Consider the following 21,201-nt stretch of genomic DNA (forward strand, 5'->3'; position numbering starts at 1 on the left):
CCATGGCCGGCTTCGATATCCGCGACCCGAAATTTGCCACCTACATCCTCGGCAACGCGACGCTGCAGGAACTCGGCGGCGGATTTCGCTGGATCGAGGGGCCGGTATGGATGGCGGACTGGAACTGCCTGCTGTTCCAGGACCTGCCCAACGACCGCACCATGCGCTGGAGCGAGGCCGACGGGTTTTCGGTGTGGCGTGCGTCCTCCAATTACGGCAACGGCCAGACCCGCGACCGCCAGGGCCGGCTGGTCACCTGCTCGCATCGCGGGCGCTGCCTGTATCGCACCGAATGGGACGGCACCATCACGACGCTGGTCACCCACCATGACGGGCGCAGGCTCAATGCACCGAACGACGTGGTGGTGAAATCCGACGGCTCGATCTGGTTCAGCGACCCCCTGTATGGCCTGCTCAACGATTACGAGGGCGGCCGCCAGGCGAGCGAGCAGCCGCCGGCACTGTATCGGCTGGATCCGGAGACCGGCGACATCCGGGTCATGGCGGGCGATTTCGACGGGCCCAACGGCCTGGCCTTCTCGCCGGATGAACGCCGCCTCTACGTGGCCGAAACCGGCGACCAGCAGCGCCCCGACCCGAAGCAGTATCTGCGGGTGTTCGACGTGTCCGCGGACGGGCTAAGGCTGACCGGCGGCGACGTCTTCCACAAGGTGGAGCCTGGCTACTCCGACGGTTTCCGGCTCGACGAGGACGGCAACATCTGGAGCAGCGCCGCGGATGGCGTGCATTGCATCGCCCCCTCAGGCAAGCTGCTGGGCAAGATCCTGGTGCCGCATGTGGTGTCCAATCTTACCTTCGGCGACCGCTACAAGAGCCGGCTGTTCATCGGCGGCTCGCACACCCTGTTCTCGATCTTCCTCAACCGCAGAGGCGCGCAATGGCCATGATCGCGACGACAGGAACCACCACAACGGGGATCGCCCGCTTCAGCCTGACCAGCGCCGACCCGAGCCGGTTCGCGCGGTTCTATATCGGGTTGCTCGGCTTCACGCCGGCCATCGCCTACCGCGTCGATGCCTCGATCTATGGCGCCACCGGGATGGCGACCGTGCAGCGCCTGCGTCTCGGCGCCCAGGAAATCGAGCTCGTCGGGTTCGACACACCCGGAGCGCCGTATCCTCCGGACAGCACCAGCCATGACCGCTGGTTCCAGCACCTGGCGCTGGTCACCACGGACATCGCGGCCGCCTATGCCCGCCTGACCACGACCGCCGACTGGGACGCCATCACCGCCGGGAGCCGGCCGGTGCAGCTGCCGCAATCGTCCGGCGGCGTGACCGCGTTCAAGTTCCGCGATCCGGAAGGCCACCCGCTGGAACTGCTCGAGTTCCCCGCAGGGGGCGCGCCATCCCATTGGGCAAACTCGTCGGCCATCGGGCCCTGCATCGGCATCGACCACTCCGCGATCGTCGTCACCGACACGGATGCGAGCATCGCCTTCTACGAAGGGTTCGGCCTGGCGGTCGGCAACCGGTCCCGCAACCACGGGCCGGAGCAGCAGGCACTGGACGGGGTCAGCGACGTGGCGGTCGACGTCACCGCGCTGTCGCACGACGGTGCGACCCCGCATCTCGAGCTGCTGGCCTACGCGACGCCAGCGGTGCGCGGGGGCACGTCCGGGCCGGCCGACATCGCCTGCACCCGGAGCGTGCTGACCGACGCTGACGCCGGGCAACCGGCACGCATCCTGATCGATCCGGATGGCCACCGGGTGATCCTCACCGGCTGACCCGCGGCGGGGGGCACCGGTCTTGCATGGTCCGTTGCTTCGGTGCTCCAGCGCAGGATCGCTTCTTGAACAACTGGCCGACCGGTTCACTCCTCCCGACCACGACGGCCGCTACATCCCCAATGGTCACGACCCTGCTGATCGCCGACAGCGGTGATTTCGTCGGTCGAAAGGTCGCCTGCCTGTCGCTGACCTTCGGCGGCCTGCACGCGGACCGTCACGCGGGCAACACCCGCCGGGCCGATGCGCGCACCCCGTGGCACCCCCGCGGCACGCCAATCGCCAACACCCGCCAGCTTTCGCTGGTCTCCCTCGAGGAATGCGAGGAGATCGCGGCGGCCCTAGGTCTCGCCACGCTGGATCCGGCGCTGCTCGGGCCGAACCTCGTGCTGCAGGGGATCGCGTCGCTGAGCCTGCTGCCGCCCGCGACCCGGCTGCAATTCCCCTCCGGCGCCACGATCTTCATCACCGAGCAGAACGTGCCGTGTCGTCATCCCGGTGCCCGAATCGCAGCTGCGCATGGCGACTCTCGGCTGGCAGGAGCGTTCGGCCGGGCGTCGACCGGGCGGCGCGGCCTGCTGGCGCTGGTCGAGCGGGAGGGCGTGGTGCAGGCAGGCGATTCCGTGCGGACCGTCCCGCTGCGGACCGCACGTCCACACCTGCCCCGGGTTAAGTCCTGACCGGGTGATCGGGGATCAGGCGATCGGCAAATGCCGGTTGAGGCGCCGCATGCCCTTGGCGATCGCCCAGATGGTCCAGACCAGCCAGGCAATCCCGAGCGCCCACGGGATCACCAGGAACACGAGCCCGACCCCGAAGGTTATGGCGCCGAGCCCGATAATCACCGCGTGCAGCACGCCGATCGCGATGAACGCCAGGACGCAGTGCCAGAAGATCCGGATCTGCCAGTCGAAATGGCTGCGCACGCTCCCGTAGCTCCTGCCGCGCCGCACGTAGGCGAGCACGACGCCGACCACCGCGGTGACTCCGGTGAAGAAGCCGAGGATGTAGAGGATGTAGTTCAGGCTCGCGATATCGCGCCCTGGCTCATCGACCGTGCCGTACGGCATGTCGTCGAACCGTGAGAAGGGACTGGGACGATAGGTCATCGAACGGCTCCGGAGGCACGGTGCCTCGACCTTCGTTTCGCAAGCGGTGTGCCAGCCGGCGTGGCCCGGCTGCCGGACCTAACGCGTTGCCGCCACTACACTTTTCAACAGGAACGACCGTGGCACCGTTTCGAGCCATGGATCCCGGCCCCAACAGTTGGCCGACCACACCACGCGCCTACTGGCCGGCCTTGAACAGCTTCAGCTGCAGGTGTCGGCCGTTCGAGTAGTTGATGCCGTCGATCGTCCCCAGCTGCCGGACCGAGAGGTCATGCCGGGCGAGGCCGGCGCGGAAGGACGCCTCGTCGCGGGCGCCGATCAGCGCCAGCCCGCAGGCGCGGTTGTCGAACAGGAAGTCTGCGGCACCGTTGGCGTTGACCAGCCGCGTGCTCTGGCCGACCAGGAACACCAGGCTCGGCTCGCTGAACGAGGCCGACGCCAGCACGCTGTCCGGGCACGGCTTCACCAGATCCACCGCGCGGGCGATGCGCGGGCTGAGCCAGATCGTCGTCAGCTCCGGCAGCACCACGCTGAACAGCCCGAAATACACGATCACCGCCGCACCCGCCGCCGAGAGTACGGCGTCCTGCACCTGGCCACGCAGGATCAGCCAGGTCGCCAGCAGCACCAGCGGCAGCGACAGCACCGGGACCAGCAACGCGGCCGGCTGCAGTTCGTGCTGCAGGATCCAGAGCAGCACCGGCCCGGCTGTCGTGATGGCAATCCCGACCGCCAGCCACACCAGCCCATACAGCACCAGCAGCGCACGGCCCCAGAGCGGGGCGGGCCGCCGCCAGCCGCCGACCTGGGTCATGGCCGCCGCGGTCAGCAACGCGATCGCCGGGTAGGTCGGCAGGACGTAGTGCGGCAGCTTGGTGGCGATCAGCTCGAACACCACCCAGTGCGGCACGATCCAGCACAGCAGGAACCGCACCGGGGCGGTGCGCCGGCGCCACCAGACGAACGGGATCGCCATCGCTGCGAACAGCGACCCGGGCCAGAAGGCGACCGCGAACACCGCCAGGTGGTAGCCCGGCGGCAGCCCGTGCGCCTGCTGGCCGGACGCCACCTTGCCCAGGAAATTGGTGCCGACCGCCTTCCCGAAGAACGCCCCGTGGCTGACCAGCGCGATCGCGATGCACCAGGGCAGCACGATCGCCAGCATCAGCGGCACGCCCCAGCCCGGCCGCAGTCGACGCCACCAGTCGGTCCGCCACAAGCTGGGACTCCACCCGCCGGGGCGACGCTCGACGATCGCCAGCGCCAGCGGCGTGCCGAGCGCCGGGATCAGCATCACCGGCCCCTTGAGCATCAGCCCGGCGCCGAGTGCGGCCCAGTACAGCACAGCGGCACCCGCACCTGTCGGATGGTCGGCGTCGCGGTCGGACCAGGCGCGGAGCAGGGCTGTCTGCAGCGCAAGGATCGCCGCCAGCAGGCAGCTATCGATCGTGGCGAGGCGGCCCTCGGCGGTCATCAGCACCGACACCGCCAGCAAGGCCGCGCCGGTCAGCCCCGCCCGGAGCCCGAACAGCACGGTGCCCATCCGCGCCGTCAGCAGCACCGAGATGATCACCGCGATCAGCGTCGGGACGCGGTAGGCCCAGACCTGGCGCTGCTCAAGCGTGCCGGTGGCGGCGACCGCGGCGGCCTCGAGCCAGTAGATCCCGGCCGGCTGCAGGTAGCGCGGCTGGTCCTGGAACCGCACATCGACGAAATCATGCGTCCGCAGCATCTGCGCGGACGCTTCCATGTAGCGCGGCTCGTCACGATCGAACGGCGGCAGGCTGGCGCGACCAGGCAGGAACAGCGCCAGCACGAAGGCCGTGATCAGCGCGTAGTGGCGAGACGTCAGCGTCACCGCCGGCGCCTAGCGCTCGCTCGACCTGGCCGAAATATGGGTGCGCGACTGCAGCCACATGACGCCCATCATGTCGCGGATGCCGACCAGCGCCCGGTTGAGGTTGGTGTATTTCGAGCTGCCATGCAGCCGGGCGCGGTGGTGCACCGGCTTGCAGATCAGCGCGCTGCCGTAATGCTGGAACAGCGCCGGCAGGAACCGGTGCACGCCCTCGAACTGCGGCAGCCGCAGGAAGTCGTCGCGGCGGAACAGCTTCATCGGCGCGCCGGTATCCGGGCAGCCATCATTCAGCAGCCGCCGGCGCAAGCCGTTGGCAAATCGGGTGGCGGCGCGACGCGAGAGGTTGTCGTTGCGCTTCACCCGCACGCCGACCACCAGCGGCCCGGGCCGGGCGGGTCCAGCCTCAAGCGCCAGTGCCAGCATCGGGACGATCTCGGCCGGGTCGTCCTGGCCGTCGCCATCGATGGTGGCGATCCACTCGCCGCGCGCCGCCTCGATCCCGGTGCGCAGCGCCGCCGACTTGCCGCAGCGATGGTCGTGGCTGATCACCCGCAGTTCCGGCAACACGTCGCGCGCCGCCAGCAGGGCCGCCACGGTGCCGTCGGTGCTGCCGTCATCGACGAACACGACCTCGAACGGCGCAAGACCCTTGAGGGCGGCGGCCATCTCCACGCAGACCGGTCGGATGTTCTCCGCCTCGTTCAGCACCGCCGCAACGACGGTCAAAGTGGGCGTGACGGGTATGGCGCTGTGGGACACGTCGAGCCGCAGTCCGGACCGCAACTACGCCGCGACGCGGGTCGCGAAGGAGGCAGGAAGACCGGCAATCGCGCGGTCGATCAGGGCGGCATCGGCTTCCGCGGTCATCGCCTCGGCCACCACGGCGCGCGCCGCCTCGGTCGCGACATCGGCGGCAACGGTGCGCACCTCTGCGATGGCGGCGCGTTCGGCTGCGTGGATCCGGTCCTGCGCCATGCGCTCGCGCCGGGCCGCGACCGCTTCGGCGTCTTGCTGTGCGGCCTCGGCGATGCGACCTGCCTCGGCCTTGGCGTTCTCGATCACCAGCTTGGCTTCCGCCAGCGTCGCCTCGCGCTCCTGCTTCGCCTGGGCAAGCATGGCCTCGGCCTCGCGACGCAACCGTGCCGCCTCGTCGAGCGCCAGCCGGACCTGCACCGCGCGGTTGTCGAGAAGGGCCGCCAGCGGGCGCCAGAGCCGCCCGCCGAAGATGATGAAGAACAGGAAGAACGCGACCGTGTACCAGAAGCGCGGCTCGTGCAGGAGGGTGTGGACGTCCATGGCGATTGTCCTACGGGGCCGGGATCAGGCCGGCCGGCCGGCAAGTGCGGCGTCCACCTTGGACTCGACCAGCAGGCGATCGGCATCCGCCCCGGTCAGCCGGGTCACCAGGAGCTGTGCGGTGTCGGTGGCGATTGCACGTAGCGAACCGAGGGCGGCCTGGCGGGCGACACCGACAGCCTCTTCGGCCCGTGCGATCTCGGCCTCGAGGCGCTCGTTCATCTCGCGGGTGCGTGCGGCCGCCTGCTCGCGCGCCTCGGACACCACCTTCTCGACGATGCCGGCCGCCTCGGCAGCGGCCTCGCGGCGCGCGCGACGCAACTCGTCGATCGCCTTGTCCGCCTCGTGCCGGGCTCCCTGGGCGATGTCGAGATCGCCCTCGATCCGGCTGCGACGCTCGGCCAGCACCGAGGCCACCCGCGGCAGCGCCGAGCGGCTCAGCAGCAGATACAGCACGAGGAAGATCACCGCGCCCCAGAACACCTGGCCGGTGGTGAGCGGGTTGCCGAACTGCAGCTGCGGCATGCCGGCGGCCGATGCGGTGCGGCAGCTGACGGCGAGCCCGACCCCGGACAGCATCGCGATGCGTGCCGTCAGCCGTGCCATCGCAGACCGCTCCACCAACAGGCGCACCGAGCCGCCCCGGGTCTCAGACGAACAGGATGATGAAGGCGATCACCAGCGCATACAGCGCGACCGCTTCCGTCAGCGCGAAGCCGAGGATGCCGAGGCCGAACACATGCGGCCGCGCGGCCGGATTGCGGGCGATCGAGCTGACCAGGGCGGCAAAGATGTTGCCGATGCCGACACCCACGCCGGCGAGGGCGATCACGGCGAGACCGGCGCCAATGTATCGTGCGGCAGCGAGATCCATGGGGAAGTCCTTGTTTACGAGAAAATGGTTGAGAAAGGGTTAAGCCGCCGGTCCGCGGTGCGCCTCAGTGCGCAACCGCCTCGCGCAGATAGATACAGGTGAGGATGGCAAACACGTAGGCCTGTAATCCGCCGACCAGCAGTTCCAGCGCCATCAGCGCGATGTTGATCGCCAGCGGCGCGATGCCGAGCACCGGTCCGATGATGTGGATGCCACCCAGCATGATGGTGAAGGCTGCGAACATCTCGAACATGACGTGGCCGGCCATCATGTTGGCGAACAGTCGGACCGACAGGCTGATCGGGCGTGACAGGTAGGACAGGATCTCGATCGGCACGAGCAGCGGCGCCAGTGCGACCGGCGCGCCTTCCGGCATGAAGTGGCCGAAGAACTTCATGCCCTGCTCGCGCAACGCCACCAGCAATCCGACCACGAACACCAGGACCGCCAGCCCCGCCGTGTTGGCGATGTGGCTGGTGAAGGTGAAGGCGCCCGGCACCAGGCCGATATAGTTGCCGGCCAGGATGAAGGCGAACAGCGTGAACACGAACGGGAAGAAGCGCCGGCCCTCATGCCCGATCTGGTCGGTCGCCATGTCATAGATGAAGTCGTACAGGATCTCGGCCGCGGCCTGCAGCCGTCCGGGGATGATCGCCCGCGGCCGCATGCCGACATAGAGCAGTCCCAGCACCAGGAGTGCCGCGATCACCATCATGAGGTTGGACTGGCTGAAGCGCAGCGAGGCGCCGAGCGAACCCAGGACCGGATGCAGCTCGAACTGACCCAGCGCGTCGATTGAGTGTCCGCCCGCCAAGACCCTGTCCCCTCGTCTCCAGCCACCTTGGCCGATTGCCGGTTGATCCGGCCGATTATGATGCTGCCTAGCTCTTCCGGCCGGGCAACGGCGGTGGTGCTACGAGGCGCCAGACATTGATGATGCCGGCGACCCCACCCAGAAGCACGAAAAGGATCAGGAACACCGGCCGGGTGTGCAGGAAGTGATCCAGCGTCCAGCCTATGGCCAGACCAACCAGAAGTGCCGAGACGAGCTCGACGCCGACCCGGAAGAACACCGCCAGGGCGGAGACATCGGGCGGTTCCTGGCCGGTCGTGGGAGGCACCGGGTCCAGGCCCTGCCTGGTCCGCGCTTCCCGCAGCCGCTGGTCGAAGGACTTTCCGGGTTCGGCCGTATCCTCATCCATCGATCGCACCTCCTGACGGGCGCACCGGCTCACTACCGGTGGTGCAATGACCTGTCAAGGAAGCAGAAGTGCGGAAAACTGCCGGTTTTCCGATCAGTAGCTGACCGGCTTCACCGGGCTCCCGGCAGGTGCGCCGGCCGATGCGGTCCGCAGCACCACGCCCTTGAACAGCGCCTCGCCGATGAACCCGCCATTCGCGGTTCCAGGCGGGCAGGCGAACAGGCCGCTGCCGACATGCGTCGCGTACTGGTTCAGCAGGTCGAGCTTCGACATCCGCTCGTTGATCTGCACGAAGCCGGTGCGCGGGTCGCGCTGGTAGCACATGAAGAACAGCCCGGCATCGTACTGCAGACCCTGGCGCCACGGCGGCCAGCGCTCGGCAACGAAGCTCAGCCCGTCATTATAGGAGTACGAGCGTCGCAGGATCTGGGCGCCGTTGTTCGAGGCCGGCGAGCCCAGCCGGACATGCGCGTTCTCGTCGATCACCGGGTTGCCGTCGCGGTCGACCGCGTCCAGCTCCAGCGGGTCGAACTCGGCGTGGCCTGTGAGCGGCGCGCCGGACTGCTTGCGGCGGCCGAACACCGTCTCCTGGAACGACAGGTCGGTCCGGTCCCAGTGCTCGAGCGAGATCCGGATCCGGCGCGCCACCATGTAGCTCCCGCCCTGCATCCAGTCGGGCCCCTCGGACCCGGCCCAGACGATCTCCTCCGGCGCCGACTGCCGGTAGCTCTTGCCGCCGGCGACCGCCTGGACGTGGCCGGGCATTGTCGAGATCGGGTTCTGGGTGCCGTCCTTGAAGCCCATCAGGTTGCGCGGGGTGTCCTGGGCCGCGAACTGCGCGCTGTAGGCGTTCTGGATCCATCGCAGCTGCGCGGTGCCGTCGGCGATCCGCGCCAGCTGCCGCACCGCATGGAACGCGACCTGCGGATCGTCCGCGCAGGCCTGCACCGACAGGTCGCCGCCGGTATTGCCCGGCACCAGCTGGTCGCCGTTGAAATGCGGCAGGTCGGCCAGCGCCGCCGGCCGCCGATCGCGCAGTCCGTAGCGGTCCTGCCCGTCCTTCTCGAACAGCCCCGGCCCGAAGCCGAAGGTCAGCGTCAGCCGCGCCGGTCCGAGCCCGAGCGCTTCCCCGCTATCCGCGGCCGGCTTGTCCGGATTGCCATCCAACGGCGCCACCGTCTGGCCGCGGCTCAACCGGCGTGCGGCATCGGTCCAGAGCTTCAACAGCCTCACCACCGACGCGCCATCGGTGGTGGTGAGGTCGAACACCACGAAGCAGCTGTGATTCTGCATCGGCGTCAGGATGCCGGCCTGGTGCGGCCCGTCGAATGCCTCGACCATGGCGCGGGACGGCCCACGGCTATCCGGCGTGATCCCCTTCGCCAGCTCCTCCGGCCGCGACAGCGGCATCGACGCCGAACTGGCGCCGGAGAACGGGCACACCGCTCCGACCGCCGCCAACCCGCCGGCGCCACGCATGAACGCACGCCTGGAGGGTGCCACCGCGTCCCGGGGCGCCTCGGGGAGCTTGTCGTCGCTGGCCGTCAAATCCTGCAACTCCGTCCGATTCTCATCCGGTGCCCTGCTCAATGCGCCAGGACCAGCGTGTTCACGTCGTCCTCAACATAATACAGCCCGTCGCCTTTTGGAGTGACGGCGAGCCCGAACAGGTCGCCGCTACCGGGAGGCTGCTGTGCCTTGTCGACATCGATCCACTGCGCGCCGACCTGTGCCGCGTCCCCCGTCCGCCGCGGATCGATCTCCACCACCTGGCCGTTCAGCCCGTTTGCCACCAGCAGATTGCCGTTCGGCGCGCTGACCAGCGCCAGCGGCCGCTTCAACAGCCCGTCCTTGGTGATCTCGGTGCCGGTCCCGGCGCTGTCGGTGCGGGTGAGCGCCGCCGGAATGCTGACGATGCGGTTGCCGATCGCGTCCGACACATAGATCGAGCCGTTCGGTCCGAGCGCGATGCCGGTCGGGCCGATGATGAACACCCCCTTGTCGGGCTGCTCGCCGAAGCCGTTCGCCACCACCGTCATGTCGGTGATACGCGGCTTGCCGCCATCGGGGATCTGCAGGCCCACGCGCAATACCGTGGCCTTGCTGGTCACCGGCGCGTCCCCGGCCGGCGCCGGCCCGACATCGAAGCCGGTGTTGCTGATGAACAGCGTGGCGCTGCTGCCACGGTCGATCACCGCCATGTTGCCCCACGGCCCGTTCAGCTTCGGGTCGGTCCAGACATCGGCGAGCTTGCCCTGGTCGTCGAACAGCATCAGGCAGCCGGCGCCCTTGGTGGCGGTGGTGCCGTCCGTGCTGGGCAGGCTGCCGATGATCACCCAGCCGCTCTTGAGCACGGCCAAGGCGGTGGTGAGGCCGACACCGCCCGGGCAGCGATCGAGCTTCTGCGGCACCGACGCGAACAGCGACAGCTGCTGCGAGGCCGGGTCGATCTGCACGATGGTGCTGCCGAGACCCTGCAGGTTGCCGGAATTGTTGAAGTTGCCGACCAGCACGTGGTCCTGCACCAGGCGACCCTTGGTGACCGGCGAGACAAACACCGCATACGGGTTCTGGTCGCCGTTCGCCGGCACTGTCGAGGCGATGGTGGTGTGGTGCTTCAGCCCGGCCAGGAACGAGGTCGGCCCATCGACCGCATGGGCCGGCACGATCGCCTGCGCCGCCACCAGCGCAATCCCGACGGTCGCCATCAGCAGGCGGCCACGCAGTCGGGTGGCAGGTGTCATCGAAGCTCTCCGGTTAATGCGATGCAGTCGCATATGGGGTCTAAAACACGATCGTACTGCGGACGCCAAGCACGAATTCGTTGGACACCCGGGTGTTCGGCTCATCCGGGTTGGCGATGCCGCCACCTGGCATGAAGGTGTATTGCAGGTCCGGCTGGACCGTGAGCCAGCCGACCGGCACGTACTGGTAGGTCAACTCGAGATAGCTTTCCGACGACCGCAGCGGCGCATAGACGCCGGGATTCAGCGTCTGGAAATCATGGTCGTGCTCCAGCGCATTCCGGCCGATCTTGGTGAAGCCGCCGGCGAACCCCAGCGTGTCGTTGTCGCGCCCGGGCAGCGGATCCTTCAGCACCAGCCCGAGATTGCTGGCAAAGTCGATCAGGTTGCGATCACCGGGCCCGCCCATCAGACGGGTGAAGATGTTCAGCGACCGCGGCCCGTTCGGATCCGGCCGCCAGATCATCTGGTCGGCCACACCGTAGAATGCGTAGTCATGCTGCCGCATCAGGCCCTGGCCATCGCTGTCCGGACTGGCAAGCAGGCCGCCCTGGTCGTCGTAGCGCTGGTCGGGGAACGCGCCGCTGTCGTACCAGGCGCCGATCTTGTACACGCCGGGCAGTCCGGAACCGGCCGCCGCTCCGCCTTTCGCGGCATCGCCGAGCGACGGCGTGTTAAGGGCGTAGTCCACTTCGCCGATGACCAGCGCACCGGTGTTGAGGCTGAACAGCGCGCCGGTCTTGTTGGCGTTGGTCTGCGAGTCGTTGTCGAACGCCCCGCCGGGGGGATTGTCGTCATACACCCCGAGCAGTGCGGTGAACGGACCCTGGTTGCCGCGCACCCGGACGCCGAGCGACGACAGCGGATAGGCCGGGCCACCGGCATACATGTCGAACGAGGGCAGCGCCGGCCAGCCGAACGCCGTGTTGGCGAACACGCCCGCGCTGGCGCTCGTGATGTATTCCTGGTCCAGGCTCTGCTGGCCGATCTTGATGTCGTACTGACCGTCGCGGAACTGCTGGTCGTACCAGATCTCCCAGAGCCTGGTGGCGCGGCTGGCCTCGATGCCGCTGATGGTGTCGATGTCGTCGAGATTGTCCTGGCTGAGGCTGCGGCCATGGATCTGGAACGCGCTCACGTTGAAGGTGCCGCCCTTCAGCCCGATCGCGCGGCCCAGATCGACGCCGAGGCTGAGTTCGGTCAGGCCGTCGTAATCGGCGCCGGTATGGATGCCGCCGGTGGCGTTGCCGAACAGTTCGCTGATCTCGTTCAGCCCGACACTGACCCCGGACTGCGCAAGCCACGGACGCACCCCCCAGACCGGCCCCAGCAGGTTGGTGGCTGTCGTTTGCGCGAAGCAGACACCATGCAGACCGGCATAGACCAGGCACGTGAGCGGGACGCTGCGAAGACGAACCATGTGATCACCAAGCTCCCTGCCCGACACCGTCGTGAATGCAACTCATTTGCAACTGGGTGTCTAGAGGGGATGTTTGGTCACGTCAAGGTGAAGGGGGCGCTGGTTAGCGCCCCCTCCCCTCGTGTCGCGTCAGTCGGCCGCCTCCGCGTAGTCCGCCGGGGAGGGGCACGAGCAGATCAGGTTGCGGTCGCCGTAGCTGTTGTCGAGGCGCCCGACCGGTGGGAAGTACTTGTCCGCGGTCCCGCCGGGCGTCATCCCCGCCGGGAAGCAGCCGGCCTCGCGGTCGTACGCCCGGTTCCAGTCCGGGCGGACCAGGTCGCGGATGGTGTGCGGCGCGTGCCGCAGCGGCGACTCCACCACCGTGATCCGGCCCTGCTCGATCGCGCGGATCTCCTCCGCGATCGCCAGCATCGCGTCGCAGAAGCGGTCGAGCTCGGCGCGGCTCTCGGACTCGGTCGGCTCGATCATGAAGGTGCCGGCGACCGGGAAGCTGACCGTCGGCGCATGGAAACCATGATCGACCAGGCGCTTGGCGATGTCGTCGACGGTGACGCCGAGCCGGTCCTTGAACGGGCGCAGATCGATGATGCACTCATGCGCCACCCTGCCCTGGGCCCCGCGATACAGCACCGGGTACGCACCCTCGAGCCGGCGCACGATGTAGTTCGAGTTCAGGATCGCCACCTGCGTCGCGCGCCTCAGGCCCTCGTCGCCCATCAGCAGCATGTACGCCCACGAGATCGGCAGGATCGACGCCGACCCGTACGGCGCCGCCGACACCGCATGCTCGCCGCCCGCATCGGGGCGGCCAGGCAGGTACGGTGCCAGGTGCGACCGGACGCCGATCGGACCCATGCCGGGGCCGCCGCCGCCATGCGGGATGCAGAAAGTCTTGTGCAGGTTGAAGTGGCTGACGTCGGCGCCGTACTGGCCCGGACGCGCCAGCCCGACCTGCGCGTTGAGGTTGGCGCCGTCGAGGTACACCTGGCCGCCGGCCTCGTGCACCAGCTCGCACAGCTCGCGGATGTTCTCCTCGAACACGCCGTGCGTCGACGGGTAGGTGATCATGATCGCGGCCAGTCGGTCGCGATGCAGGTCGATGCGGGCGCGCAGGTCGTCGAGGTCGATATTGCCCTCGCGATCACAGCCCACCACCACGACGCGCATGCCGGCCATCTGCGCCGAGGCCGGGTTGGTGCCATGCGCCGAGGCCGGGATCAGGCACACGTCGCGCTCGGCATGACCGTTGGCACGGTGGTAGCCGCGGATCGCCAACAGGCCGGCGTACTCGCCCTGGGCACCGGAATTCGGCTGCAGAGAGACCGCGTCGTAGCCGCTGATCGCGCAGAGCCGGGCTTCCAGGTCGGCGAACATCTCGGCATAGCCCGCGGTCTGCTCGGCAGGCGCGAACGGATGGATGTCGCAGAAGCCGGGCCAGGTGATCGGCACCATCTCGACGGTGGCGTTCAGCTTCATGGTGCAGGAACCGAGCGGGATCATCGTCCGGTCCAGCGCCAGGTCGCGGTCCGAGAGCCGGCGCAGGTAGCGCAGCATCTCGGTCTCGGAGCGGTGCTCGTGGAACACCGGGTGGGTCATGAACGGCGTCCGGCGCGCCAGCGCGGCCGGGATCGCGTCGGCCGCAACGTGCAGTCCAGCTTCCAAGGCACTGAGGTCGGCATCCGGCGCCACGGCCTGCCAGACCGCGCGGACGATCTCGGGGGTCGTGGTCTCGTCCAGGCTGATGCCGATACGACCCGCATCGACCTGTCGTAGGTTCATGCCCGCCTCACGGGCGGCGGCAAGCACCGTTGCAGTGCGCTCACCCGTCGCCACCGTCACGGTGTCGAAGAACGCCTCGTTCTCGACAGCCGCACCGAGCCCGCGCAGCCCGGCCGCCAACACCCGGGTCAGCTGGTTCACCCGACGGGCGATCGCGGCAAGCCCATCCGGCCCGTGATAGACCGCGTACATCGAGGCGATCACCGCCAGCAGCACCTGCGCGGTGCAGATGTTCGAGGTCGCCTTTTCCCGGCGGATATGCTGCTCGCGGGTCTGCAACGCCAGGCGGTAGGCAGGGCGGCCGGCACTGTCGATCGACACGCCCACCAGGCGGCCGGGCATCGAGCGCTTCAACGGATCGCGCACCGCCATGTACGCGGCATGCGGCCCGCCGAAGCCCATCGGCACGCCGAAGCGCTGCATTGAGCCGATGGCGATGTCGGCGCCGAGCGCGCCAGGCGGGGTCAGCAGCGTCAGCGCCAGCGGATCGGCCGCCATCGCCACCAGCGCGCCGGCCTCGTGCAGCCGCCCGATCAGGTCGCGCGGATTACGGATGCGGCCGAGCGTATCGGGATATTGCAGCAACGCCCCGAACACCGCGGACACGTCGAACGGCGTGCCAGGATCTCCGACCAGCAGGCTGATGCCCAGCGGCTCGGCGCGCGTCTGCAGCACCGCCAGTGTCTGCGGATGAACGCCCTCATCGACGAAGAACGACTTCGCCTTCGACTTCGCCATACGGCTGGCCAGCGTCATCGCCTCGGCCGCCGCGGTCGCCTCGTCGAGCAGCGATGCGTTGGCGACGTCGAGGCCGGTCAGGTCGCACACCAGCGTCTGGAAGTTCAGCAGCGCTTCGAGCCGGCCCTGGCTGATCTCCGGCTGATACGGCGTGTAGGCGGTGTACCAGGCCGGGTTTTCCAGGATGTTGCGCTGGATCACGCCGGGTAGGACGGTGCCGTGATAGCCCTGGCCGATCAGCGAGGTCAGCACCTGGTTGCGCCCGGCGACCGCACGCAAACGGGCCAGCACCTCGGGCTCGGTCAGGCCCGGGCCCAGCCGCACCTGCTCGTGCCAGGCCTCGGCATCCACGCGGATCGAGGCCGGCACCGTCTGGCGGGTCAGCGTTTCCAGGTCGGGCGCATCGATCGCCGCGAGCATCGCGGCGATCTCGGCCTCGTCCGGGCCGATATGGCGTTTGGCAAACGAGTCAGGCGACGGGCGCGTGTCGTTCCAGAGATCGATCGTGTCGGACATCAGCAGCCCACTTAGCGCTTGAAGTTGGGGGGGACGAACGGCATCGGGCAGACCGTCACCGGCACATGCCGGCCGCGCAGCTCTGCGACCAGTGCGGTGCCGGGCTGTGCCAGCGCAGTCGGGACATAGCCCATGGCGAGCGGCGCCTGCAGGCTCGGGCCGAATGCGCCGGAGCTCACATGGCCGACGGTCTCGTGCAGCGCGTCGGGCGAGAACAGGGCGGCACCCAGGCGCAACGGCGCGCGTCCCTCCGGGCTGAGGCCGACACGCCGCATCCGGGTGCCCTCGACGAGCTGGCGCAGGATGATGTCGGCACCCGGGAAACCACCGGCCCGCGCGCCACCGTAGCGGCGGCTCTTCTGGATCGCCCACTCGAGCGACGCCTCGATGGGAGTCGTGGTGACGTCGAGATCGTTGCCATAAAGGCAGAGCCCGGCTTCCAGCCTGAGGCTGTCGCGCGCGCCGAGCCCGACCGGCAGCACCCCAGGCTGGGCCAGCAGCAGGCGCGCGATCGGCTCGGCCAACGCCGCCGGCATGCCGATCTCGTAGCCGTCCTCGCCGGTGTAGCCGGAGCGCGAGATGCTGCAGGCCTGGCCGTCGACCAGGACGGTGCGCACATCCATGAAGCGCATCGACGCCACGCCCGGATCCAGCACCGACAGCGCGGCCTCCGCACCCGGCCCCTGCAGCGCCAGCAGCCCGCGGTCGAATAGTGGCTCGACCGCGCAGTCGCCGGACAGATGCTGCTCGAGGTGCGCCAGGTCGGCCGCCTTGCAGCTGGCATTCACCACCAGCAGCAGGCTGTCATCCAGGTTGGCGACCATCAGGTCGTCCATCACGCCGCCGGCCGGGTTGGTGAGAAGCGCATAGCGCTGCCGTCCCGGGAGCAGCGAGGCCATGTCCGCCGGCACCAGGCGTTCCAGCGCGAGCGCGGCGTCGCGCACCACGCCGGAATGCGGCCGCAACCGGATCTGGCCCATGTGCGACACGTCGAACAGTCCGCAGGCGCTGCGGGTGTGCAGGTGCTCGGTCATGATGCCGCTGCTGTATTGCAGCGGCATGCTGTAGCCGGCGAACGGCACCATCCGCGCGCCGAGCTCCAGGTGCAGCGCGTGCAGCGGCGTGGTGCGGATGACGGCCGCCTCGACCAGCGGCTCGGCGGGCGGCGCGCCCTGGTCGAGGACCAGCTCGATGTTTTCCGACACGCTCAGGCAGCCTTCGCGACGTGCAGCCGGTAGAGCGGGAACCGGGCACACAAGGCCTGCACCTGGGCACGCGCCTGTGCTTCCGCGGCGCTGTTGTCGTCCGGGTTCGCAGCCAGCGCTGCCAGCACGTCGGCGATCAGGTTGGCGACCTGGCGGAACTCGGCCTCGCGGAAGCCGCGCGTGGTGGCCGCCGGCGAGCCCAGCCGGATGCCGCTGGTCTGGGCCGGCGGCAGCGGGTCGTACGGGATGCCGTTCTTGTTGCAGGTGAGGCCGGCGCGCTCGAGCGTGGCTTCCGCGGCCTTGCCGGTGATGCCGGCGCGGCGCAGGTCGAGCAGCACCAGGTGCGTGTCGGTGCCGCCGGTGACGAGATCGTAGCCACGCGCCATCAGCGCCTCGCCGAGCGCCTTGGCGTTCGCCACCACCTGCGCCGCATACTCCTTGAAGTCCGGACGCAGCGCCTCGCCGAACGCCACCGCCTTGGCGGCGATCACATGCATCAGCGGGCCGCCCTGCATGCCCGGGAACACCGCCGAGTTGAACTTCTTGGCCAGCGTCTCGTCGTTGGTCAGGATCATGCCGCCGCGCGGGCCACGCAGCGTCTTGTGCGTGGTGGTGGTCACGACATGGGCGTGCGGGAACGGGCTCGGATGCGCGCCACCCGCCACCAGGCCGGAGAAATGCGCCATGTCGACCAGCAGCAGCGCACCCACCGCGTCGGCGATGGCACGGAAGCGGGCGAAATCGATCTGGCGGGGAATCGCCGAGCCGCCGGCGATGATCAGCTTCGGCGTGTGCTCGCGGGCCAGCGCCTCGACCTGGTCGTAATCCAGCAGCCCGTCCTCGCGGCGCACGCCGTACTGCACCGGGTTGAACCACTTGCCCGAGATGGTCGGCTTGGCGCCGTGCGTCAGGTGGCCGCCGGCATCGATCGCCATGCCGAGGAAGGTATCGCCCGGCTTCAGCAGCGCCAGCATCACCGCGGTGTTGGCCTGCGCGCCGGAATGCGGCTGGACGTTGGCGTAGGCGCAACCGAACAGCCGCGTCGCACGCTCGATGGCCGCGATCTCGACCTTGTCCACCTCCACGCAGCCGCCGTAGTAGCGCCGGCCGGGATAGCCCTCGGCATACTTGTTGGTCAGCACCGAGCCTTGCGCCGCCAGCACCGCCGGCGAGACGATGTTTTCGCTGGCGATCAGCTCGATCCCCTCGTCCTGGCGCTTCAGCTCGGCCGCGATGGCGTCGGCGACGAGCGGGTCGTCGGAGAGGGCACGGTCGAAGAAATCGGACATCGTTCGGGGTCCTCTCAACGGGGGGAGCGGCACGCAGCCGAAAACGCCACGCTCAGCAAGTGAGCGAGGTCGCGTTCAACGAAGCGGTCATCGGATCGATCAATGCACACGGCGCCCCTAGCAGTCGGAAGCTCCGACCGGTTGCGCCCCTTCTGTCTGTTGTGCCTGAGATCGTTATCCCGTCGGCGGACGACAACCCTGAACGGCAGGGGACGTCTCTTTCCAGAAGTTCTAGCCGAGTGGTCCGTTTGCCTGAGAGTTTCCGGGGCGGTTGCTCCTTCGGCGCCGGCGCTGGCCGGTCTCTCCCACATCAGCGGCTTCCAAGGTCGCAGCCGCCCCTGCCGAAGTCAACGACGAAGATGCGCCGCGACGACACGTTTGTGAGTCGCGTCGTGTCGGACGGGGTGCTTCCTCACGTCCGCCGAATGACCTATCTGCACGCCATGATGCGCTTGCGGAACTCACACCACCGCAGCCCGCCGGCGTCGCCGCAAGAGTGGATCGTCGGCGTCGCCTTGCGCGGGGTGATCGCCGGCCTGCGCCGGATCGGGCCGGTCGCGGCGTCGAACCTCGGCGGCTGGATCGGCCGCACGATCGGACCGCTGCTGCCGGTGTCACGGGTTGCCGACCGCAACCTCGTGCAGGCTTTTCCGGACATGGAGGCTACCGCCCGCCGCCGGATCATCCGCGCGGTCTGGGACAATCTGGGACGCAATGCGGCGGAGCTGCCCCACCTGGCCTCGTTCGTCCGCACCACGAGCGGCCCGGGATGGGAGATCGAGGGCGAGCATCATCTCGCAGCCCTCGTCGGCGGGGGCACCCGGGCGCTGTTCTTTTCAGGACATTTCGGCAACTGGGAAATGATCCTGCCGATTGCCGGCGGGCTCGGGCTCCGCGTCTCCGGGTTCTACCGGGCCGCGTCCAACAGGACCGTCGACCGTATCATCCAGGGCCTGCGCACCGATGCGATGCCCCCCGGCGTGTCGATGTTCGCCAAGGGTGCGCCTGGTGCGCGCGCCGCCCTCGCGCATCTGCAGCAGGGCGGCTCGCTCGGGCTGCTGGTCGACCAGAAGATGAACGACGGCATTGCCGTGCCGTTCTTCGGGCGGGACGCGATGACGGCCCCGGCGCTGGCCCAGTTCGCCCTGAGGTTCCGGGCTCCGATCATGCCGGTACATGTGGTGCGGCTCGGCCCGGCGCGCTTCCGGATGATCTGCGAGCCGCCGCTGGACGTGGCCCTCACCGGCGACCGCGCGACCGACACGAGATCGATCGCGACCGCGATGAACCGGCGGCTGGAGGACTGGATCAGGGCCGAGCCGGCGTCCTGGCTGTGGCTGCATCGGCGCTGGCCGAAGCCGGCATGAATTCGGTCGTCAGCACCAGCAACGCCAGACCGCCTATCGCGACGCCGGTCATCGCGGTCAGGTGCCAGCCGCCATAGGCATAGGTGATGGTGGAGAGCATCGAGCTCACCGAGCCGCACAGGAACACCAGCGTCATGTAGATCGCGTTGATGCGGCCGCGCATGTCCGGCGCCAGGCCATAGATCACGCGCTGGCCGACGATCTGGTTGGACTGCACCCCTGCATCGAGAACGATCGCGCTGATCGCCAGCCCGACAAGCGAGCCCGCGGACGCAGCCCAGGCGGCACCGAGGAAGCTCAGCACCATCATGCCCATTGCGACGCCGGTTGCGGGCCTGATCCAGCCGCGATCGGCCACCCGCCCGGCGACCGGCGATGCCAACGCGCCGCCTGCCCCGGCCAGGGCGAACAGCGCGATCCCCTGCTGCCCGAGCCCGAAGCGGTGGGCCAACAGCAGGGGCACCGCGGTCCAGAACAGGCTGAAGCCGGCGAACATCAGCCCCTGGTAGGCCGCCCGCCGGCGTATGGCGGGCTCGCGCAACGGCAGCCGGACCATCGACAGCAGGATCTGGCCGTAATGCATCCCCGCTGCCGGCGCGCGCTTGGGGAGCAACCGGCCCATCACGACCATCAGCGACAGCATCGCGACGGCGCCCAGCACGAAGATCGCCCGCCATCCGAACCGGTCCGCCACCAGGCTGGCGACCGGCCGGGCCAGCATGATGCCGGTGATCAGCCCGCCCATGACGTTGCCGATCACCCGGCCGCGGACCCGCTCCGGCGCCAGGTGGGCCGCGAACGGCACCAGCACCTGGGTGCCCACCGAACACAGCCCGACCGCCACGCTGGCGATCAGGAAGGTGGTCACCGAACCCGACAGCGCGATCCCGGCCAGGCCGATCGCGGCACCGAGCATCGTCAGCTGGATCAGCCGGCGGTTCTCGGTGAGGTCGGTCAGCGGCACCAGCAGCAGCAGCCCCAGCGCATAGCCCAACTGCGTCAGCGTGACGATCGCCCCGCTGATCCCCGGCGCCAGGTGCAGGGAGGCGCTGATCGGCCCGATCAGCGCCTGGGCGTAGTAGATGTTGGCGACAACCATCCCGCAGGCGATGGAAAATACCGCCGTCAGGCCGCGCCCGATCGTGGACTCCTCCGGCACCGGGATCTCAGGCTTGCGGGTAATCGGCACCCAGGGTCAGCTCCTTCCACGCATCGAAGTTCGCGCGCAGCGTATCGAGCTTGGCGTACGCCATGTCGAGCGCCGGCTTGCCGAGCAGCAGATGCAGCGGCGGATTTTCCGAAGTGACGGCAGTGATCACCGCCTCGGAGCCGCGCACCGGATCGCCGACCTGGTTGCCGCTGCGCTCGCGTGTCTGCTGGCGGCGCACGCCGGCGGTCGAGGCGTAATCGTCGATCACGGTCTCGGACTCGATGATCGAGCGGCCGGCCCAGTCGGTGCGGAACGGCCCCGGCTCGACGATGGTGACCTTGATCCCGAGCGGCTTGCCCTCAATCGCCAGGCTCTCCGACAGCCCTTCCACGGCGAACTTGGTGGCATGGTAGTAGCCGGTCGCGGCGAAGCTCACGAGGCCGCCGATCGATGAGAAATTGACCACGTGGCCGCTCTTCTGCTTGCGCATGCCGGGCAGGACCGCTTTGGTCAGCTCGATCAGCCCGAACACGTTGGTCTCGAACTGCGCGCGGATGCCCTCGTCCTCGCCCTCCTCGATCGCCGCCAGGTAGCCGTAGCCGGCATTGTTCACCAGCACGTCGATGCGGCCGAACTTCTCCAGTGCGGCGTCGACCGAGGCGGCCACGCTCTGCTTGTCGGTGACGTCCAGGCGGATCGCCAGCGCGCGGTCCTCGTGCCCGGCGACCAGGTCCTGCAGCTGCTCCGGCTTGCGTGCGGTGGCGACCACGCGCCAGCCACGCTCGAGGATCAGCCGGGCGATCTCGCGGCCGAAGCCGGTGGAGCAGCCGGTGATGAACCAGACGGGGGTTTGTTCGGGTGCCATGGGATGTGTCTCCGTGAAGTCGGGAACCCAACGCGCGAG

20 protein-coding genes and 1 riboswitch are annotated in these 21,201 nt (G+C 68.9%); of the genes, 4 read left to right on the forward strand and 16 right to left on the reverse strand.

The window, feature by feature from the left end; genetic code table 11:
- Nucleotides 1-2 precede the first annotated feature (2 nt).
- From ACOEQ2_RS08400 to ACOEQ2_RS08410, 3 genes are all read left to right on the forward strand, one after another.
- A complete protein-coding gene (locus ACOEQ2_RS08400) occupies nucleotides 3-908 on the forward strand; it encodes an SMP-30/gluconolactonase/LRE family protein (RefSeq protein WP_419730915.1) in 906 nt (301 codons plus the stop codon).
- A complete protein-coding gene (locus tag ACOEQ2_RS08405) occupies nucleotides 905-1,750 on the forward strand; it encodes a VOC family protein (protein WP_419730916.1) in 846 nt (281 codons plus the stop codon). The genes ACOEQ2_RS08400 and ACOEQ2_RS08405 overlap by 4 nt, the downstream gene beginning before the upstream one ends.
- Nucleotides 1,751-1,872: 122 nt before the next feature.
- On the forward strand, nucleotides 1,873-2,430 hold the full coding sequence (locus tag ACOEQ2_RS08410) for an MOSC domain-containing protein (RefSeq protein ID WP_419730917.1): 558 nt from the start codon (nucleotides 1,873-1,875) through the stop codon (nucleotides 2,428-2,430).
- 15 nt (nucleotides 2,431-2,445) lie between these two features.
- Here ACOEQ2_RS08410 and ACOEQ2_RS08415 read toward each other — a convergent pair whose 3' ends face one another.
- The 14 genes from ACOEQ2_RS08415 to glyA form a co-directional block, all read right to left on the reverse strand.
- Complete coding sequence (locus ACOEQ2_RS08415; RefSeq protein ID WP_419730918.1) at nucleotides 2,446-2,859, reverse strand: hypothetical protein; 414 nt, start codon at nucleotides 2,857-2,859, stop codon at nucleotides 2,446-2,448.
- Between the two features lie 178 nt (nucleotides 2,860-3,037).
- A complete protein-coding gene (locus ACOEQ2_RS08420; RefSeq protein ID WP_419730919.1) occupies nucleotides 3,038-4,717 on the reverse strand; it encodes an ArnT family glycosyltransferase in 1,680 nt (559 codons plus the stop codon).
- A 9-nt stretch (nucleotides 4,718-4,726) separates the two neighbouring features.
- Entirely contained in the window at nucleotides 4,727-5,383 is a 657-nt protein-coding gene (locus ACOEQ2_RS08425; RefSeq protein ID WP_419731174.1) for a glycosyltransferase family 2 protein, read from the reverse strand.
- A 117-nt stretch (nucleotides 5,384-5,500) separates the two neighbouring features.
- The gene (locus ACOEQ2_RS08430) at nucleotides 5,501-6,013 is read right to left on the reverse strand and encodes a F0F1 ATP synthase subunit B (protein ID WP_419730920.1); all 513 of its coding nucleotides are present in this window, start codon (nucleotides 6,011-6,013) and stop codon (nucleotides 5,501-5,503) included.
- Between the two features lie 24 nt (nucleotides 6,014-6,037).
- Nucleotides 6,038-6,619 carry a hypothetical protein gene (locus ACOEQ2_RS08435; protein WP_419730921.1) on the reverse strand — a complete coding sequence of 194 codons (582 nt, stop codon included), beginning with the start codon at nucleotides 6,617-6,619 and terminating at the stop codon, nucleotides 6,038-6,040.
- Between the two features lie 43 nt (nucleotides 6,620-6,662).
- Nucleotides 6,663-6,887 (reverse strand): ATP synthase subunit C family protein, encoded by a 225-nt coding sequence (locus tag ACOEQ2_RS08440; RefSeq protein ID WP_419730922.1) that lies wholly within the window; start codon nucleotides 6,885-6,887, stop codon nucleotides 6,663-6,665.
- A gap of 64 nt (nucleotides 6,888-6,951) precedes the next feature.
- Nucleotides 6,952-7,701, reverse strand: a complete 750-nt coding sequence (locus ACOEQ2_RS08445; protein ID WP_419730923.1) for a F0F1 ATP synthase subunit A — start codon at nucleotides 7,699-7,701, stop codon at nucleotides 6,952-6,954.
- Nucleotides 7,702-7,768: 67 nt separating this feature from the next.
- Nucleotides 7,769-8,089, reverse strand: a complete 321-nt coding sequence (locus ACOEQ2_RS08450; protein ID WP_419730924.1) for an AtpZ/AtpI family protein — start codon at nucleotides 8,087-8,089, stop codon at nucleotides 7,769-7,771.
- Nucleotides 8,090-8,182: 93 nt separating this feature from the next.
- Nucleotides 8,183-9,646, reverse strand: a complete 1,464-nt coding sequence (locus ACOEQ2_RS08455; protein WP_419730925.1) for a Dyp-type peroxidase — start codon at nucleotides 9,644-9,646, stop codon at nucleotides 8,183-8,185.
- A gap of 29 nt (nucleotides 9,647-9,675) precedes the next feature.
- A complete protein-coding gene (locus ACOEQ2_RS08460; RefSeq protein WP_419730926.1) occupies nucleotides 9,676-10,833 on the reverse strand; it encodes a hypothetical protein in 1,158 nt (385 codons plus the stop codon).
- Nucleotides 10,834-10,873: 40 nt separating this feature from the next.
- Nucleotides 10,874-12,253: a carbohydrate porin gene (locus ACOEQ2_RS08465; protein WP_419730927.1), complete on the reverse strand. Its 1,380-nt coding sequence runs from the start codon at nucleotides 12,251-12,253 to the stop codon at nucleotides 10,874-10,876.
- Nucleotides 12,254-12,382: 129 nt separating this feature from the next.
- Nucleotides 12,383-15,286 (reverse strand): aminomethyl-transferring glycine dehydrogenase, encoded by a 2,904-nt coding sequence (gcvP, locus tag ACOEQ2_RS08470; RefSeq protein ID WP_419730928.1) that lies wholly within the window; start codon nucleotides 15,284-15,286, stop codon nucleotides 12,383-12,385.
- An 11-nt stretch (nucleotides 15,287-15,297) separates the two neighbouring features.
- Complete coding sequence (gcvT, locus tag ACOEQ2_RS08475) at nucleotides 15,298-16,371, reverse strand: glycine cleavage system aminomethyltransferase GcvT (protein ID WP_419731175.1); 1,074 nt, start codon at nucleotides 16,369-16,371, stop codon at nucleotides 15,298-15,300.
- A 122-nt stretch (nucleotides 16,372-16,493) separates the two neighbouring features.
- The gene (glyA, locus tag ACOEQ2_RS08480) at nucleotides 16,494-17,780 is read right to left on the reverse strand and encodes a serine hydroxymethyltransferase (RefSeq protein ID WP_419730929.1); all 1,287 of its coding nucleotides are present in this window, start codon (nucleotides 17,778-17,780) and stop codon (nucleotides 16,494-16,496) included.
- Nucleotides 17,781-18,010: 230 nt separating this feature from the next.
- A riboswitch (glycine riboswitch) is annotated at nucleotides 18,011-18,099 on the reverse strand.
- A gap of 133 nt (nucleotides 18,100-18,232) precedes the next feature.
- Between glyA and ACOEQ2_RS08485 the strand changes: the two genes are divergently transcribed.
- Complete coding sequence (locus ACOEQ2_RS08485; RefSeq protein WP_419730930.1) at nucleotides 18,233-19,147, forward strand: lysophospholipid acyltransferase family protein; 915 nt, start codon at nucleotides 18,233-18,235, stop codon at nucleotides 19,145-19,147.
- Here ACOEQ2_RS08485 and ACOEQ2_RS08490 read toward each other — a convergent pair.
- Together ACOEQ2_RS08490 and ACOEQ2_RS08495 are read right to left on the reverse strand one after the other, a co-directional pair.
- Nucleotides 19,089-20,336 (reverse strand): MFS transporter, encoded by a 1,248-nt coding sequence (locus tag ACOEQ2_RS08490; protein WP_419730931.1) that lies wholly within the window; start codon nucleotides 20,334-20,336, stop codon nucleotides 19,089-19,091. The genes ACOEQ2_RS08485 and ACOEQ2_RS08490 overlap by 59 nt on opposite strands.
- Nucleotides 20,314-21,162 carry an oxidoreductase gene (locus tag ACOEQ2_RS08495; RefSeq protein WP_419730932.1) on the reverse strand — a complete coding sequence of 283 codons (849 nt, stop codon included), beginning with the start codon at nucleotides 21,160-21,162 and terminating at the stop codon, nucleotides 20,314-20,316. The genes ACOEQ2_RS08490 and ACOEQ2_RS08495 overlap by 23 nt, the downstream gene beginning before the upstream one ends.
- Nucleotides 21,163-21,201: the final 39 nt, after the last annotated feature.

Source organism: Lichenicola sp., from assembly GCF_965198575.1.
Lineage (GTDB): Bacteria > Pseudomonadota > Alphaproteobacteria > Acetobacterales > Acetobacteraceae > Lichenicola.